The sequence below is a fragment of the uncultured Exiguobacterium sp. genome (assembly GCF_964277885.1).
Classification (GTDB): domain Bacteria; phylum Bacillota; class Bacilli; order Exiguobacteriales; family Exiguobacteriaceae; genus Exiguobacterium_A.
The window spans coordinates 418,792-436,725 of sequence record NZ_CAXYJR010000005.1 but is presented as its reverse complement, the minus strand read 5'-3'; the positions used below and the strand labels follow the sequence as shown (position 1 = coordinate 436,725).

Sequence of the window (17,934 nt, the reverse complement as noted above, 5' to 3'; positions counted from 1 at the left end):
ACAAACAGGAAATGTTTTATTAAAAATCAAGTCAAAAAAGACCGGTAAACGTATCGCATACGTCTACCGGTCTTCTGGTTTATCTATTCTAAGTTGGCATGTTTCCCGTACATCGTTTGCGAATCGAGCTGTTTGTCTTCCATGATCTTCAGAATCAAGCCATCATAGAACAACAACATCGTCTGTTCGAACAACGATCCCATCGGTTGAACCGTCTCGTCCGCTGATGCCGTTCGTTCTTTCGGAACTCCAGGCAATTGGACGACCAAGTCGGCTAATCGTGCTAACGTCGACGTCGGATTAATCGTGACGACGGCAACCGTTCCACCGAGTTGCTGTGCTTTCTCGACGATTGGAATCAACGTCTTCGTCTCACCCGATCCGGAACCGACGATCAACACGTCACCCTCACGTAAGTTCGCCGTGACTGTCTCGCCGACGGCATACGCGTCGAGTCCCATATGCATCAGTCGCATGACGAACGCTTTCCCCATCAAGCCGGAGCGACCGGCTCCTGCGAGAAAGATTCGATTCGATTGCAAGACAGCGTCTGCCAGTTCTTTTGTCTCGGTCGCATCGATTGCTTCGACCGTCGAAGTCAGCTCTTCGATAATCGTTTGAATGTGTGTCATTTACGCCTCTTGTAGCATCCGGTGCATCGTTGACGCTGTCTCTTGTTTATCATCTTGTCCTGTGATGCCGCCACCGACGATGATTAGATCAGGACGTGCCGCGATGACTTCCGGTAACGTCTCCATCTTGATGCCACCCGCAACAGCTGTTTTTGCATTTGTCACAACTGACTTGATTGTCGCGAGATCTTCGAACGAGTTTTGACCGACTGCTTGGAGATCGTACCCTGTGTGGACACAGATGTAGTCGACGCCTAACGCATCCAGTTCTTTCGCACGTGTTGCGATATCTTTAACAGCAATCATGTCGACGAGAATCTGTTTGCCTGATTTTTTCGCTTCTTCGACTGCCCCTTTGATTGACATGTCTTCCGCCGCCCCAAGGATCGTCACGATGTCGGCACCATGTGCGACAGCTTGACTGACTTCGTAGCCAGCAGCATCCATGATCTTCAAGTCAGCGAGGACCGTTAAGTTCGGGAACGCGGCTTTCATTTCTTTGACGGCACGGAGCCCTTCGTTGATGACGACCGGTGTGCCGATCTCAACGATATCTAGATTGTCTTCCCCGATTTCTTTGACTAAAGCAATCGCACCTGCTGTATCGACTAAATCAATTGCGAGTTGTAATTTCATTTTGTATCTCTCCCATTCTTCTCTATATTGTCGTACCTGACACTTCCTTCAAACGTTCATGAAGGAACAGGACTAAATATAATCCGCAGGAGCATTCTTGAGAAGTACGCACTTTTAATTTACATAGTGCGGTTTTTCATACATAGTGCGGAAAAGTATACTGTCGATCGGAAGAAAGACTATACTGGAGCAGGGGGTGGATCAATGCCACATTTTGAAGACCGTCAGTTTAACTGTGAGAAGGAATTGACCCTCTCGATCATCGGGGGCAAATGGAAGATGCTAATTCTTTGGCACTTAGGCAAGGAAGGAACGAAACGCTTCGGGGAACTGAAAAGTCTGATGCCTGGGATCACGCAACGGATGCTCGTCAATCAACTGCGCGAACTCGAGGAACACCATATCATTCACCGGGAAGTCTATCCGGTCGTACCACCGAAGGTTGAATACTCGTTGACGCCACACGGACATAGCTTAATGCCGATTTTAGATGCGATGTATGACTGGGGTAAGGATTATGCAAAAAATGTTCTGGAGATTGACTTCGAACAACAAAAGATATCGCCATAAAAAAAGATGCTCATGGTCTCGTCTCTTTTCAGAGATAAGTCCACGGAGCATCTTTTTTAGGATTCTTCCATCGTATAGATCTTTGACATCGCCAGTTCATCGACGTATTCGCCATCGATGAAGAGCGACGCGATGCGTGTTCCTTCGATGTTGAAGCCAAACTTATGATAGAGCTCGATTGCCCGCAAGTTATCCTTACGAACCGTCAACTCGAGTCGGACGAGTCCTGCTTCAATGGCAAAGGCATCAACGGCTTCAAGCAGCCCTGCACCGAGTCCACGACCCGTATAAGCATCGAGCAAGCCGATGACAAGATTCGCGCGGTGACGGATTCGACTCGGTTCACCACCGACGACGAGCACATACCCGACGAGTTGTTCGTCGACGTCCACGACAAAGATGTCCGAATTAGTAGCCTGACCAAACTTCTCGATGAACGCCTCTGCCTGTTCCGTTGACAGGACACGTTCCTCCGGCTCATACAACATATATTTCGTTTCCCGATCAATGCGTCGCATTAAGTCCGATAAGGCTTTTCCGTCCATCAAGGTGGCACGTCGTATCATAGATGTCAGCTCCGTTTCTAAATAATAAAAATTAGACAGTATCCTGTATCACTGATGTTTAAAGCCAAATTCGAATACATATAATACAAGCATTTTTGACTTAACGATTAAAAATAGCTCTATAATTTTTATTGTTAATGTTACAAGCTAATATCAATATAGTTTATATTATCAGTCGTGTCTTTCAATTTAAAGTCCATAAAACCTCCTTGATAAGCCCCTCTCTCATCATCATAGCGAATACTGTAGGTTAATTTTTTAAAGGCAAGACCATTGTTAGCTAGCCACATTAAAATTTTATTAGAACCATCACTAATAGTAAATTCCTCAAAGTCTAATATTTTTTGTCGTGTCAAATAGTGTTCTATTGCCCCCGCTACCAAATCTGAAATACTTAGTAAATCTAAAAATAAATTTTCCTCACTTTTCGGGAAAGGTTTTGAGTACCCAACAGTATTATATTTTACATTTTCAAAACTATAAATTGCTTGTCCAAAAAGTTTTCCGATATTTTTATGCATTTCATTTGTTGCAATTATTGAATCATGATCTGACATCCAAAATATCTTTTTGTTATTTGGTACAAGTAAGCGGATTAAATAAGTTATAAGATTTATTATTCGATATATTTTTTCAGCTACATCAATCTTATATAACCCAAAGCCACTATCCATTAAAGATTTTGCAATCAACTCTTTGGATTGCTTTACATTTTGTTCCGCTAGTGAAATAACGTTTTTATCTATTACAAGCGTAAATACAAGTCCATTTACAAAGTTGTTTATTGTTAATAAATATTTATCCAAAGACCTTTTAATTGGACCGTATCTTAAGTCTTTAAATGAAATTTCTTTTAAAGGATTATTTAATCCAAATTCTTTTCGAATTCGTTTCATTTCTTCATCAAATATTCCAAGAAAATTGTAATCAACAAGAGTAACAGTATATGTATAATACTTACTATTTTTCGCTTCACCACCATAATCAGTGAATACTGCTACAGATTCACAGTTGTTGAAATCTGGTAAAACTAACTTGTTATCTAATAACTTCGACTCAAATCCACTATTTAATAATTTATAAAGAAGGGGAACATTTTGATCTATTTCCGTTATAGGTACTATAGGAAGTTTAATTTTTTCTTTTGACAACAATAAAGACTGTGCGTATTCTCGTAGTTTCTTTTCTAAAGATAAGTTTTTTTTCATCTACTGTTAGCTCCTATCTAAATAATTACAAATTATTAAACAAAATTAATTTCAAAAAATTAAATTGCTGAAATCAATCATTTAGAAGTAAAACTGATCAATAAAGAAAATCTAAAGCTATACATTTATAAAATCTACAATTAATATTTTGACTGATTATACTGATTTTTCAATCGTTTCTCCTATTACTTTTATAACTATAATTCTTGAAAAAACTCAGTTTTTTATTAGTAATAATATATATTTTTTATCAAGTTACTTTATACTAACTTTTTAATTACACTTTAACTTTTATTAACAAAGCAAATCATAAAAAAATGCCACAATTCATTAAAAGAACTGTGACACTTTTGAAATCCTAAGATTTCAGAGTATGGAGACGGTGGGAGTCGAACCCGCTTGTTTAATAATAGTGTCGCATCAGTGTTTGCGGGGGCAATTACTTTTGCTGACTACTTTTTTGACTATAATTCAAAATAATAATTAGTTTTTAGTCTAGAAAACTTTATAAGTAACGAAGTTTTATTTTACTAAAAACTGTATTATATTCCGTTGATTATAGCTTCTTCTCCATATTATACGAATTAATTAGAAATATCACTTAATATTTGTAGTAGTTCCTTTTCAGTTGCGTTTTTATCTTTAAGTGAAATTGAATAAGCCCGTAAAAGAATATCTGTATTTTCTAATTTCCACGATTGTAAAAACAAATCCTCACTCTCTGTTTGTTCTATTTTCGGATATAACAACACGCCTCTACTTGCATGTTTATATCTTGTTAAATAAGCATACATTTGAAACATATCTTCCCGCTTGATACCAGAGCGTGTGACTTCTTCTTTATCGAAAACTCTTTTCCACTTTGTATCGATGATTATTTGATCAGTATCACCAATAACTATATCTGGCTTTAATTGGAATATGCCACGATTAGTTTTTTCATTTTTAAATAAGCGATGTCTTTCGTCTTGTGGATAGACTGGACGATCTACTACTTCATCTAACAAAATAGCAATGTATGCTTCAAATAGATCATTCATTTTAAACATAATTACAAATGTATTTGTAAGATCATGATGCTGCATTGTAAGAGTTTCATTTAGTAAAAAATGCTTTGCCAATTTAAAGGGCTTTTCAAATCGTTTATTTGTTCGATTCAGAGATATTTCTTTCAGTTGATGTTTTGTAAATGAGCGATTTGCAACAGTATCTAATAAGTAATCGATTCGCTGCAACTGTGTTTTTGTTTCAAAGCTTCGAACCGTTTTAATCAACAATGACGTTGCACGTTTAAATACTTGATTTAAAACGTGATTATCTACACGTTCTTCATAACTTACAGCTATTTGATAAGGCTTATTATTTAATACATTATTTTTAATGTGTTGTGATACTAGTAGTCGCCCTTTTAACAAAGTTGCGTTTTCTTCTACTAATCGGTATTCTTGCGAAATACCACGATGTAATTCTTTCAAAAGAGTATTCGCAAAATATTTAGCTAATATCTCCTTCAAATCACCTTGCTCTAAATCATTATAAGTATAGTCTAACGATATATCTAAATCATGACACGTATTAATCATTTCAATTAATGCGCTTCGCATTTTCTGATACTCATTTTCAAAAGATAATTTTGGCAAAATTTCAAATGCTACGTCCTCTACTTGCAAATATCCAACATAATTAATAAATTTAAATTTTTTGTCGCCCCATAAAATTGAATTAGAATCTAACTCTAATTCAATCCACTTTTCTTTAAAGTGTTGCAACTGCATTTCTGTAATAGTATTTTCTTCTAAGTAGCGTTTACTACCAGAATCTTTAATGATTTCAATCCAGTCAAAACTCTCTTTCACTCGAATCACTTTGATATTAATCATCTATAATTTCACTTTTTTCTTTATAAATATTTATTAATGCTTGAGTAGACGGCTCTTGTACGAGTGAATAGACTACCTTTTTGGGTTGTATTTTGGATGCTCCATTAAATAATTTATTTGCACTTAATATTTTCTTTGATAGGAAATAATTATTTTCATTTTCCTTAGAATTTATCGCACCACCAAGTACTAATTCAATTTTTTCCCAATCATCATAAAAATACTCTTGTAGTAGTGGAATTACCTTACGTTGCATCACTTCGATCAATTCATTAGAGCTTTCCTTTCCAATGAAAAAGGCATGTCCTATTTGATGATCACGGTCATATAAATACTTAATTCTGTTATTTATTGTTCTTAATAAACTTTGAACATCAATACCATCTATCTCTGACAGCAAATTCGGTTCAGGTAACATTTCTTCAAAGTCAAACCTTCTACGCAAAGCTGTATCCATCAATGAAATGGAACGATCAGCAGTATTCATTGTACCTAAAATATAAACATTTTTCGGCACGGAAAACTTATCTTTGGAATATGGCAGTGTAACTTCTAATCCTTTGATTGTACCATCATCCTCAACATCATATCGTTTATCCTCTTCAATAAGAGTTATAAGTTCTCCGAAAATTTTAGAAATATTACCTCGATTTATCTCGTCTATAATTAATACAAACCGCTCTTCGTCTTCAGAATCTTCATTTGACGATATAAATTCATTTATAGCATCTAAATTGATTTGATCCTTACTAAATGGATAAATAGATTGTTGTGAAAACCTTCTTGATTCAGTCGATGTTGTGTTGAAAATTTGTTCAGCATCTTCCTCATTATTACTGATAAATAACCATTCCACTTTTCTAAAATGACTATAAGAAATATCTGTCTCTCCATCATAATAATAGTCACTAACCACTCTTGCGATTGCTCTAAATTTCAAATTGCCTTTCGAAATAATCACGATATCCCCAATTTTTAAGCTATTCTTAAAGTTATCTACCATTTTAATTACAGGAGGACTAGCTTCTTCTTCTGTCGCCATAAACGCATTAGAAACTTCATTAAAGTTATTTTTATCTGTAAAATCAATTTCACTACCATGACCCAGAGTAATAAGTTTGTTTTCAATGCAATAACGATAAATTTTTTCTCCCTCTGTGCTATTAGCTGTTCCCAACGAAATTTTGTAAATATTACTTTTATCAAAATCAATCGATGACGACGTTGAAATTTTATAACGACCTTTTGCTAATTCACAAATTTCTTTAAATATACCATTTTGAGGAGTAAATGGAGTTCCCTCTTTTTCAATATCACTACGAAGTCCTTCCACAAAATCCTCGTAACTAAAAGATTGATGGAAAGTACAAAATTGAATTTGTTTGTTCTCAATATACGACCGATAAGCATCTTCATACTCTCTTCGAGTGCGTACTTGATTCGAAAACTTCGGATTGATGATATTCACAGCTTTTTCGATAAGAGTATACGTCTTACCAGTACCCGGTGGACCATATAAGATTTTATTTTTAGGAGATCGCATTTCTTCCACCTCATCTTTGTTAGTCTTATTGTCGTGAAGATATTTTTGAATTTCAATCAAAAGACGATCTGTATCTTTTAATGAATCATCAGAACTATCGTAATCAGTTAAAACTCTTGATGAAACACCCATTGTCAAGTCATAGCTTAACTTTTGGAACTTCTCTTCCAAAATTTTTAATTTCATAAATTTACTTCCATGCCATGTGCGCAGATTAAAAATTAATTGTTCTCCATTTAATTCTTTCTCATTACACTCATCAATGATTCTTTTTAGAGACTGCTTATCTGGCATTTCTCGATATTCTAAACCTTCACTAATGTTTTTATCTGTCTTTTTATGTTTAGGAAATCCTGAAATAAACTCATAAACTTCATCTGTATTTTCTGCTTGTATGTAAAATGAGTTGCGTTTAAAATATGCTCTAGTGAATTTTATTTCATTTTTATTTAATAATGATTGAATACTCTTACCTAGTTCAATTGCTTGATCAATTTCAACTAAATTTTCTTCCGTAATTTCTTTTCCAAGATAGCTCCTGGATTCTTTAAACTTTGATAAAATTTCAAACGGTAACATAAAAGATTGAGAGGGAGTTCCTCCGTGTGTGAAACGATATCCTAGCGCAGGCCTTTCGAACACTTCTAACACTTCCGCTATATGTGTTATCATCGGGTAATCAGTAATTTTCTCTTTTAAATATGGATCTTTTATATTTTTATTAATTCTATATCCAGTAACAATGGCAATTTTGTCTCCAATTTTTTCTGAAAGCTTAGACTTGCCTAATTTGCTTTGATGATCTGTTAGCTTACTGACTCCGTTTGGCCAAAAAAACACTCCATTATTAATAAATGGTTCATATTCTTCGACAGTGTTTGAAAATAGAGCAAAATTTTGTGTAACCATAATAACCTCCATTTTTCTCATTTTAATACATTTATAGAATAATTAATACTATAATTTCCCTTTAATTCAATAGTATACTATCAGATTAATTTGTTGAATTAAAAAATGTCAAAACCATCGCTGATTGGTTTTGACATTTTTAACATTATTGCATTTTAATCAGACCACAAAGGTAATAGATGAACCTAAATAACATTGTCAACTGTCACCTATCGATTCTTGTAATTTCCCTAAATTTTGATTTAAACCGTTCTCTTCTAACTGGCTCTTTAGAAAAGAATTCAAATCCATACAAGTTGATTTCTTTATTTTCTGCTAGGTTTAATAGAGGTTGAATATTATTAAGATTTAATAGCATATCTTCCTTCCATTGATCAGTGTAAAATAAAAATTCACCCTTTGGTTCAATTATCAACTGCAGCACTTGTCCATATTCTTCTAAATAAAGAACAAAATCAGGCATGAAGCCTCTAACCCCGTTAAATTCCACAAATCTTAGCTTTTGTTCATTTCGGATTAAGTAAACATCACTATATTTATCCTGGAGCTCGCCTACTACCGCTTCAATATACTTAATCAAATCCATTTCAAGACCATTCACAATTGCAGAATCATAAACAAACCAATCTTTGCTTTTCATAGGATAAGAAATCGTCTTATGATCAAAAGTAGTATTTACAACCGGATTTAGGCTAATAGAATAATCTTTAACAATTTCTTTAATAGGAATTCCCTCGAATTCAGATGTTCCAATTCCTTTATTGATATTTAAAGAAATTTGTTTTCTAATCCTTGATAAAATTTTGATTAAATATGAGATTATTTTTTGAGGATATATATAGTCTTTTAGTTTTCCTTTAGGATATTTTAGTAGTAACGTTATACTGCCCAAATAATCCTTACTGCTAATAAATTCTTCAATCCCTTTTAAATCTATGAATAAAGATTTCAAATTATTAAAATCGTAAAAGCGATCTTGTAGAAGTGCCTTTCTCCAAAGTATTTTACTGATATCGATCTTCTGTTCTTCAAGTATTAGAGCCTCATACTTCTCTTCATTGGAGTACAACTCTTGTTCTACCAAATCAATAACATCAAATTCATAATATGTTTGGATAGATAATTCCGAGAAATTCTTAGGTTTCCTTAAAGCAGGAATAGTTGTTTTGTTTACATATAAGAATCCCTCTTTATAAACGGAGCTTCTTTTAAAACTTTCTTTTACCTTTGCTCTAAAAGTAATCATTTTGTCTTCTTGAACAACTATGTCAGCTTCATCTAAAGACTTATTTAATTGCTTAACGTAGTTATTATCATTAATTGTATGGTAATGGAGCTGCTCTAAAATTTTCAATTCGTTATCTGTGTTATCGAATCTTCTTTTAAATGCTCTTTCTCCTTCATAGCTAAAGGGATAATAGCGTGCTCCTCTACCAATCAATTGAGCTTCACTATCAGTAGTTTTTTTACTAGTAGGAGCTCCTTCACTGATTCTGACAATATCATAAAGGTTTAAGACATCCCATCCTTCATTTAATTTTGCGACAGCGAAAATTCCACGGATATTATTTTCGGTCGATTCAAGGCTATTCAGAAGTTTTGTATTCTTAGGTGATACAAATTCTTTATCATTTGCATTCATTAAATTTTCTTCTCTAAAGTCAAATTTAATATCATTGACTACCTTAGACATATCAGCTGATCTATAGTGAAAATACATTTGAGCAAAAACGCTGCCTTCTAAAGCGATAGACAATTTTGAATTAATGAAATCTTCCAATACACTTGGCGTAATATTTTCAATTAATGTCAAAAAATTTAAATGTGTTTGTAGTGAGATTTTAACGCTATTAGATTTAAAGAGTACTACCGGCTTTAAATATATATTATTTTTAAGGGCGATATATTTCCTGTATTGACTAAGCAAAACTGCGCTTAATAATTTTTCCTGGTCATCATAATTATTTCTAATTAAGCTAACATTTTTTGAATACTTATCCACCATAAAACTTCTTAAATCATAGTTGTAAATTACTTTATCTTTATATTTATTAAAAAGTTCTTGATTAGATAAGTCTAAAGTCGCCGTAAACTCTAGCAACCTGTTTTCTTTTTTTTGATTAAGAATTTTTAATACAGTATTCTCCCAACCATCATTAATTAAGTTATCTTTATTTACTTTTTTAGTTGAAGCACTAAGATGATGCGCTTCATCTGATAGCATGACTATACTACTTTGTGCTAAGTCACTAAAAGTTATACTATTTTCACTTGGGAATTTTAAATCCATATGCAATTTTTGAACTGTAGTAAATTTTAAATAGATAGTATTTTCAGAAGGGAACTTCGGAAACTCGTTAACAGAGCTAAGAGTAACTCGTTCACCTTCTAGAAACAATTCATCACTTTTAAAAAGAAATTTACTAGAATTTTTATTGAAAAAATTTACATGTGTTTTATTTATAATAGCATCACTATTAACATAAAATAAAAACTTGTTATATCCCTTTTCCTTATATAAATACAACATTGCTGCAGCCATTACGTTTGTTTTACCAGATCCCGTAGCCATCTTAAACAGTAAATGATTGTAGCTTGCATTCACCAAGTTTTCTTCCTGAGTTTGAATAAAATAAAGGAGTCCTAGTTTTTGATAAGTACGAAGTGGATGTTTTAGATTCTCATCAATATAATCAGGAATCTCCACAAATGATTTGAAAAGGGACTCTTCTTTAGCTATCTTTTCGTATAACAGATTATTACTCATTATTCTTGCCCCTTAGGTAATTCATAAAAATTTTTATTGAATTTAATAGTGTTTGAGTCAAAGTTAAATCTAGCATCTTCTATTTCAAATGCACTTATATAAAGTTGATTGACATCGATTTGATTTAAAATAATTTCTTTCATATTCTCTAAAGAGTTCCATTCCCATGTTTCTTCATTAAGGAAATCGCTACTTCTATATGAAATTAAAAAGTCTTTGTCTAATTCAGCAATTAAACATTCTAGTTCCTTTTTTGAAGTTGTTTTTGTAATAAGTTCTTTGTATTTCTCAAAACTTGCTATTTCTGTATAGATAAATTCTCCTCCACCATTCCAGTCATACTCTTTAGAAATCCCACCATTTTCACCTTTAACTACACTTTTTAATCTTGGCAAAGTAATCGTATTAATGTAATCCATTTGTTCAATTCCAATAAATCTACGATTCATTTTCATAGCCGCTGCTAAAGTTGTTCCAGAACCAGAGAAAAAATCTAAAACTACATCACCTTCTTTAGATCCAAGGTGTAACATCCGCCCAATTAAACTTTCTGGTTTAGGAGTATCAAATTTTTCTTCAAATTGAAACGCATTAATTTCTTTTTTGGCTTCTTGATTGTCGTTAACCTCGTCTCTAAACCAAATAGTCATTGGCGTTACCCCTTGTTTTACTTCAGAAAGGTATCTCTTTAATTGAGGAGCACCTTTTCCAGTTTTTCCAAAGTATAATCTGTTTTCTCGTAGCAATCTTTCAGCAGTTTCTTTGCTAAATCTATAACAACTACCTTTTGGCGGATAAAATTCTTCACCGGTATTTGGATTTACTATTGGATAAACACCGCTCGGAGAAAAGGATTTAACCAAAACATTATCCGATCTCCATCTTCCTCTTCCATCCCCATCATCATATTTATAATATTTATTTTGTTTTTCGGTTCTGGGAAGTAGGTTAGGTCGCCATTGTTCTTTATTTTTTGCATAAACAAGAATGAAATCATGGCTATCAGACATCCATTTTGAGTCATTAGTAGGCGAATATCTTTTTTCCCAAATTATGTTGCTCACGAAATTATTTCGACCAAAAATTTCATCACATAAAACTTTTAAATACGCCTGTTCATCATCATCAATAGATATCCATATAGTACCGTCTTCACTTAACAATTCTCTAGCAACTTCTAGTCTATCTTTCATAAACGTTAACCATGCCGAATGGTTAAATTTATCGTTATACTTAAAGCCGTCCCCACCAGTATTATAGGGTGGATCAATTATTATCTGCTTTACCTTACTAGAAAATCTTTCTTTAAGAGAATATAATGCAATAAGATTATTACCTTTTATCAACATATTTTCATTATTATAAGCTGTCGGAAATTCACTTCCCTGACTATTAATCTTAATTGCTTTATTAAAAACTTTAGGGGATAACAAGACGTCAATTTCTTCTTTAGCTATAATTTTATTAAAAAACATTTCTTGCTTGCTAATGGTTTCTTTAGTCATACTTCCTTCAAGCAAGCAATCTTTATATGGGAAATTTAAAACTACATCAGAGTTATAAACCAGGTACCGTCCCTCAGTATTTAATCCAATCTTATTTTGATACTTCGTAAAACTATTCATCCAATAATTTTTCAACTGCAAATAATCTATAAGCTCTTCAATTTTCAACACATTTACGTCATTTATTTTAATTAAAAATCTATTTTTTATTGATTCGTTAGCCACAAGTAATTCAATTAATTTAGGATCATAGTTTCTTAAATCTTCAATTAACTTGGCTTTATTCAAACCTTCATCAAGAGTGTAATACTTTTGTAAATTAATATCTTTTTTTAAAATTTCATCAATAATTTCCATATAAATTTCTCCTTAGTATTTTTTCTCAAAAAAATATGAGATGATATTTCAAAAGAAAGGTAGGGATAATATGGCTGCTTTGTTAAATTTCATTTATTCTTCTTTTAATAATCATCCGTATAAAAAAGCTTTTATTAGTAATCCTCCAGGACCAGCTATTATTTTATTTTCTAATAATACTGTCTTTCCTAAACTATCGGGGATTGCTGTTGTAAAAGAAAAAAATATGTCTAATCCGAATTCTAATCAAGAAAATTCTTCAAGTTTAATATCAACTATCGTTGAAAATATTAGAAGTAATTCCTTTGTTCCTTCTTTAAATATTGAATATGACTTTACCGACTTGAATGATACCAACCACAGTCTTTATATTAATGGGAATCAGTACAATGTAACCGATGGTGGAAAGCTTATTGCTTCAACTTTCAGCATTGAAATCGGTCCAGAAGTTCCGAAAGCAGTTACTAGTACTGAAGCAGTTAAAGACCCTTTTCATTTATGGTCAAGTGATCTTTTCGATGGACACTTAGTTAAGAAAATAGATTTAGATCTAGTCATTGTGGATACTGCTAACCATACCATTTCAACTCTAGTAGAAATTAAAAGAAGCGATAAAGCAGACTTTGATAAATGGAAACCATACCAGGCCGATTATAACAACTATGCTATGATGCTCTCTTTATCAGACGCTCTTGGAACTAAGTTCATTACAATTCATCATAATGAGATGCTTAACCGTGTAATTGATCCTACCAAATTAGTCAATATATACTCTTATATTGCAAACTCATCGATGAATTGGGAGAGTTTTAGAGATCTTCAAAACAGATTACAACTTTCTGCACAAAAAGCAGTAGATTTATTATAAATGACCATTTTTTCTATGTCTGCGGGTCATAAGTCCTATTCTTAATGATGACATTCTTACTTTCATCTTTAAAGGTGTAATCTAATATTTTATGCCTTCTCAATAAATCTCCTATTCATTATTTAACAGAAGTAGCTATAGCAGCTATCTTAACAAAAATTACTATGACTATTTATTTATTAACTATGTGTGTTAGATAACTTATAATTTAAGTTCCTCTTATATAAACTGATCACGCCGACTTATAAATACCTACATTCAGTACTCTCTAAAAACAGTAACAATCCACTTTTGATTTATATATCATATCCCTGATAGAGAATTTTTTAATAAGGAGATGTAACATAAAATGGGAATGAACAGTGGGAAGAGAGTTGCTATTGTACAGGTGAAATTAGTACGCGAAAAGTCTATACTTTATAAAAATAGACAAATTAATTCTCCTGAGGATGCTTATATCTTGATGAAAGAATTTATTGGGGATGTTGATAGAGAGTGCTTTATTGTGCTATGTCTAGACACAAAAAATCAACCTACTTGTATAGAAATCGCACATATTGGCAGTTTGAACTCTAGTATTGTGCATCCGCGAGAAGTTTTAAAAACAGCATTATTGAGTAACTCTGCTTCAATAATAGTTGGCCATAATCACCCAAGTGATATTACTGATCCTAGTAAAGAAGATATTTATATTACACACAGAATTAATAACGCTGGTGAATTACTCGGGATTTTCTTACTAGACCACATTATTATTTGTGCCGACACTTTTAAATCATTAAAAAAAGAAGGATACTTTTAAACTTAAAAAAGCAAATGTCTAAATCAGACATTTGCTTTTTCTCTATACATAGCTTTATAAGCGTAATGATATAGTTCGTACTTTATGTAATCGGAAGTGCTCTCAAACGACTCTTTGTATAATAACTGATTATTAGAAATTTTTCTTATAAGTTTATCATAGGGACTATAATTTCCAGACAAATCTGAGTATACGTTAAAATAATTTAAGTCACTATCAGCATCTTTCAAAACGATTGCTTCTCTTAGTTTATCCTTACAGATAGTTATCAACCAATTAGATAGATCTACTAAATCAATAGACTTAAAAATTTGTGAAGATAAATGATGCTTCAACATAAAACGTTTTAGCATTATCCCATCAATTTGAGATAAATGAGCCAATCCTTCAACTAATTGATTTTTCTTAGTGTATTTTTGTGTACGATCCAATACTCCATAAAATTTTTTCGGGTATTTTTTTTGAATATTGATAAAATTAGAGTTTTCAAAAATCTCTTTAGACAGTACATAAACATCATATAATGAAGTACTTTGATTAAAAACATAAAAGTTTAGTGACGAATTATATGATTGATCTCCACTGAAAGGTATTACAACCTTATCTAAAAATGATACGTATAACTCAAATGAAAGATGTGCGTTTAAAATGATTTTATGATTTATATTTTCATTCTGAGGATCGGGAGCGGTCTCGTTAATCCATTTCAAACGCAAATTTTTGGTATGATTCAGCAAATCATTGACGGTCTTAGTTGTGATCTTAGGATTATTCATCAGCGCATAGGTGGCAAAAGGAATCAACTGTGAAGGAATGACATGCTGACAGTCCTTTAAATATTGATCTAATTTGCTTATCGTTTCATCGATCTGCTCGACATCATATTGCTGCCCAAAGTAATTAATTTTTTCGTGAAAATACTGATGATCACAATATATACTCTTTAAAACCTCTGTTTCTTTTTTCTGTGTGGTCATTAATTTTTCGAGTGAATCGTGCATTAAACCAACTATAGCATCTGACTGAAGGGATTTAATAAGTTTTTTATACAATTTGTTTTTAGATTTCGATAAAAAACCCTGAAGAAAAATCATCAAATTTTCGTCAATTACCTTCAACTTCCATCCCTTTTCCTCATAAGTCCAATCAAATAAATTGTCTAAATCCCAATCTCTAAAAGAATCTTCACTAATACTAAACAATGCATCATCCCGCTCAATGTATTTCAATTCAACTTTATTTTCTATTTTTTCCACAATCAAATTGCTAAGAATTTCTGAAAATTCCTCTATATCGTTTATATTCAGGTTTTTATTATTAGATAACAATGTACATCCCACTTTCATCTTTATTTTTACTTGTTCCACTTGTTCCAAGCTCTTTTATATATTCTCTAAAGAGATTCATTTTACATTCCAACCTCATTAAATTCTTACTTTATTCTTTAATTAAGTATTAAAAAGAACAGATGGAACAATTTGAACATATAAAAACAAACTCCACTATCACGTTACCCTCATTCTGTCAATACTGTCTGGCTTTGTACCACACTTAACGAGCTAAAGTAGCTCTATTAGATTTCTCTGTAGATATATTTAGAATTCAATATGTAACTAATAACAAGGAGGAACTCAAAATGCGCAAGATTGATAAGAAATTTGCTAAGGCAATGAAACTAAGCGTTGATGGAAACAAAGGGGTTAGTGCAGTAGCATTGGATTCAAATCCTGCTGTAATAACTGGAATGGGACAATTTCCAATTTCACCTCAAACTGCAATCTTATACGTGACACTTAGAGAAGAATCACAAATGATTGGTCATATCGGGAAAAGCGTTTTAAATGCATCAACTGAAAATCCGGTAATAATTGCAATTGATAACAGGGACGTTTCAAATCCAGTTTTATATCTATCAAGCAATGAATTAATAAAAATTGATAATCAGACTGTAATAGAACCTGACGATAAGATTTTTCTTTATTGGGAGTATGGACACTATTCACTTTTAGTTTTCATGGGACATGAACCTATTTCAGATGAGACGGTGATTCAATGTAGCTTCTGCAAAAAAGAAGAAAACTTGAAAGACAATCGATTCTTATTTTTAAGCTTACTTCCAGAAGAAAATAGAGATGTATTCATACGTGAATTTAAAAAACAAGATTTATATCATCTAGACAAAACTAAAGGTCAATTAAATGAGTAAAATGGACGGCAGTTTACTCAGAGGTTTTGATCGTATTGAAAACGTTTGTCGTGAAATAGAATTTGATACTAAAGAAAAAATCACATCACCTTTTTCTATAAGCGACACCCAAATAAAGACTGTAAACAATAGTTATCTTAGAACTGAGCAATCAGAGAAATACCTTCCCCACAATAAAACATCTGTCAGTGTTTCAAACGATCAATTAGCAAAAATTCTTATGGAGAATAATATTTTCCTGAATGTAAATAATAGTTTGTATCATTGGGTGAACCAAAAAGGTCATTACGTGGGTATGACAACTGAATACGCAGATAAATTTATTAGACAAGAAATCCCGGAAAAGTATAGATATAAAATAAACAGCAATTGTATTCGTGAAATAGTTCAATGGATAAAATCTTATATTGATGCAGCAGAAGAAACTGATCTTCTAGCTAATAAAAAACATCTTGTAGCTTTCACTAACGGGATTTTCAATTTTAACATGGGCAGTTTTTCATCCCATGACTCTAGTTATTTCTTTACGTCCGTTATAAATGCTGACTATAACACAAATGTGAAGAATCAAGGTTATCACTTCGATAAATTTATAAAAGATTTAACAGGAAATGATCATGAGCTTTATTTACGAGTACAAGAACTATTTGGATATGTACTATCTGAAATAAGAACTGTAAAATTCATTCCTTATTTGATTGGCCCAAAAGATACAGGCAAGTCGATTGTACTCAAGATACTAGAACATCTAGTGGGAATGGAAGCATTTACTAACATGAGTTTTGATCAACTTAACAAACCAGAATACCTTTCACAATTGCTTGGCAAACGCCTAAATACGTGTGGCGAAACCTCAGAGTTCAAATTAAGCAAACTAGATATATTTAAGAAGTTATCTGGAGGTGATTATGTTACCGCTAGGCCAATATACGGACAACCAGTTAATTTTGTTAACAGTGCTGTTTTAGTCTTCGCCGGAAACCACTTACCAAAAGTGAATGGGCTTGATAAATCAAACGCATTTAGTCAAAGGATTGTTGTCTTTCCATTTTATAATCCAATTCCTAAAGAGAGACAAGACACTAACTTACTCGATAAACTACTTGAAGAGAAGGATTACATTGTGCAGTGGGCTATCAAAGGTTTACTTCGGTGGTCAAACAACAATTATCAGTTCACATCCAGCCCTGAGTCAATAAAGCTTTCTTTGGCTTACACTGAACAAAATAATTCTATAGATACTTTTATTAAGGAAAGATGCACGAATCATCCTTATGATCAAGTGTACAAAGACGACTTTATATCCGCTTACATTAATTATTGTATAGATATTGATGTGATTCCAGAATCTAAATTCACTATTCACGAGTACATGAAATCTTTATCTGAGGTATCTTATAAAAGATATAGAGATGGGCTGGGCAATAATAAATATGGATATATCGGACTTTCTTTAATTCACGATAACGAGGAGGAAAGCTAAAT

Annotated in this window: 14 protein-coding genes; 5 read left to right on the top strand and 9 right to left on the bottom strand. The window is 32.6% G+C overall.

The window, feature by feature from the left end; translation table 11 throughout:
* Positions 1–83 precede the first annotated feature (83 nt).
* Entirely contained in the window at positions 84–632 is a 549-nt protein-coding gene (gene hxlB, locus ACHWTJ_RS03890) for a 6-phospho-3-hexuloisomerase (protein WP_394679153.1), read from the bottom strand.
* Positions 633–1,268: a 3-hexulose-6-phosphate synthase gene (gene hxlA, locus ACHWTJ_RS03885; protein WP_023469194.1), complete on the bottom strand. Its 636-nt coding sequence runs from the start codon at positions 1,266–1,268 to the stop codon at positions 633–635.
* Between the two features lie 204 nt (positions 1,269–1,472).
* Here hxlA and ACHWTJ_RS03880 point away from each other — a divergent pair, with 204 nt between their 5' ends.
* A complete protein-coding gene (locus tag ACHWTJ_RS03880) occupies positions 1,473–1,838 on the top strand; it encodes a helix-turn-helix domain-containing protein (RefSeq protein WP_087681320.1) in 366 nt (121 codons plus the stop codon).
* A gap of 56 nt (positions 1,839–1,894) precedes the next feature.
* On the opposite strand, the gene ACHWTJ_RS03875 is transcribed toward ACHWTJ_RS03880, so the two are convergent.
* From ACHWTJ_RS03875 to ACHWTJ_RS03850, 6 genes are all read right to left on the bottom strand, one after another.
* Positions 1,895–2,404, bottom strand: coding sequence for a GNAT family N-acetyltransferase (locus ACHWTJ_RS03875; protein ID WP_394679152.1), 510 nt, complete (start codon positions 2,402–2,404; stop codon positions 1,895–1,897).
* A 140-nt stretch (positions 2,405–2,544) separates the two neighbouring features.
* The gene (locus tag ACHWTJ_RS03870; protein WP_394679151.1) at positions 2,545–3,612 is read right to left on the bottom strand and encodes a hypothetical protein; all 1,068 of its coding nucleotides are present in this window, start codon (positions 3,610–3,612) and stop codon (positions 2,545–2,547) included.
* A 584-nt stretch (positions 3,613–4,196) separates the two neighbouring features.
* Positions 4,197–5,492 carry a hypothetical protein gene (locus tag ACHWTJ_RS03865; RefSeq protein WP_394679150.1) on the bottom strand — a complete coding sequence of 432 codons (1,296 nt, stop codon included), beginning with the start codon at positions 5,490–5,492 and terminating at the stop codon, positions 4,197–4,199.
* Positions 5,485–7,944: an AAA family ATPase gene (locus ACHWTJ_RS03860; RefSeq protein ID WP_394679149.1), complete on the bottom strand. Its 2,460-nt coding sequence runs from the start codon at positions 7,942–7,944 to the stop codon at positions 5,485–5,487. The genes ACHWTJ_RS03865 and ACHWTJ_RS03860 overlap by 8 nt, the downstream gene beginning before the upstream one ends.
* Positions 7,945–8,149: 205 nt before the next feature.
* Positions 8,150–10,711, bottom strand: coding sequence for a DEAD/DEAH box helicase family protein (locus ACHWTJ_RS03855; protein WP_394679148.1), 2,562 nt, complete (start codon positions 10,709–10,711; stop codon positions 8,150–8,152).
* A complete protein-coding gene (locus ACHWTJ_RS03850) occupies positions 10,711–12,573 on the bottom strand; it encodes a DNA methyltransferase (RefSeq protein ID WP_394679147.1) in 1,863 nt (620 codons plus the stop codon). Before ACHWTJ_RS03850 ends, ACHWTJ_RS03855 begins: the two co-directional genes overlap by 1 nt.
* A 70-nt stretch (positions 12,574–12,643) precedes the next feature.
* On the opposite strand from ACHWTJ_RS03850, the gene ACHWTJ_RS03845 reads away from it, so the two are divergent.
* Both ACHWTJ_RS03845 and ACHWTJ_RS03840 read left to right on the top strand, forming a co-directional pair.
* On the top strand, positions 12,644–13,441 hold the full coding sequence (locus tag ACHWTJ_RS03845; protein ID WP_394679146.1) for a hypothetical protein: 798 nt from the start codon (positions 12,644–12,646) through the stop codon (positions 13,439–13,441).
* 349 nt (positions 13,442–13,790) lie between these two features.
* On the top strand, positions 13,791–14,243 hold the full coding sequence (locus ACHWTJ_RS03840; protein WP_394679145.1) for a RadC family protein: 453 nt from the start codon (positions 13,791–13,793) through the stop codon (positions 14,241–14,243).
* A gap of 23 nt (positions 14,244–14,266) precedes the next feature.
* Here ACHWTJ_RS03840 and ACHWTJ_RS03835 read toward each other — a convergent pair whose 3' ends face one another.
* On the bottom strand, positions 14,267–15,610 hold the full coding sequence (locus ACHWTJ_RS03835; protein WP_394679144.1) for a hypothetical protein: 1,344 nt from the start codon (positions 15,608–15,610) through the stop codon (positions 14,267–14,269).
* 269 nt (positions 15,611–15,879) lie between these two features.
* Here ACHWTJ_RS03835 and ACHWTJ_RS03830 point away from each other — a divergent pair, with 269 nt between their 5' ends.
* Both ACHWTJ_RS03830 and ACHWTJ_RS03825 read left to right on the top strand, forming a co-directional pair.
* Positions 15,880–16,449, top strand: coding sequence for a hypothetical protein (locus ACHWTJ_RS03830; protein WP_394679143.1), 570 nt, complete (start codon positions 15,880–15,882; stop codon positions 16,447–16,449).
* Entirely contained in the window at positions 16,442–17,932 is a 1,491-nt protein-coding gene (locus ACHWTJ_RS03825; protein WP_394679142.1) for a phage/plasmid primase, P4 family, read from the top strand. Before ACHWTJ_RS03830 ends, ACHWTJ_RS03825 begins: the two co-directional genes overlap by 8 nt.
* Positions 17,933–17,934: the final 2 nt, after the last annotated feature.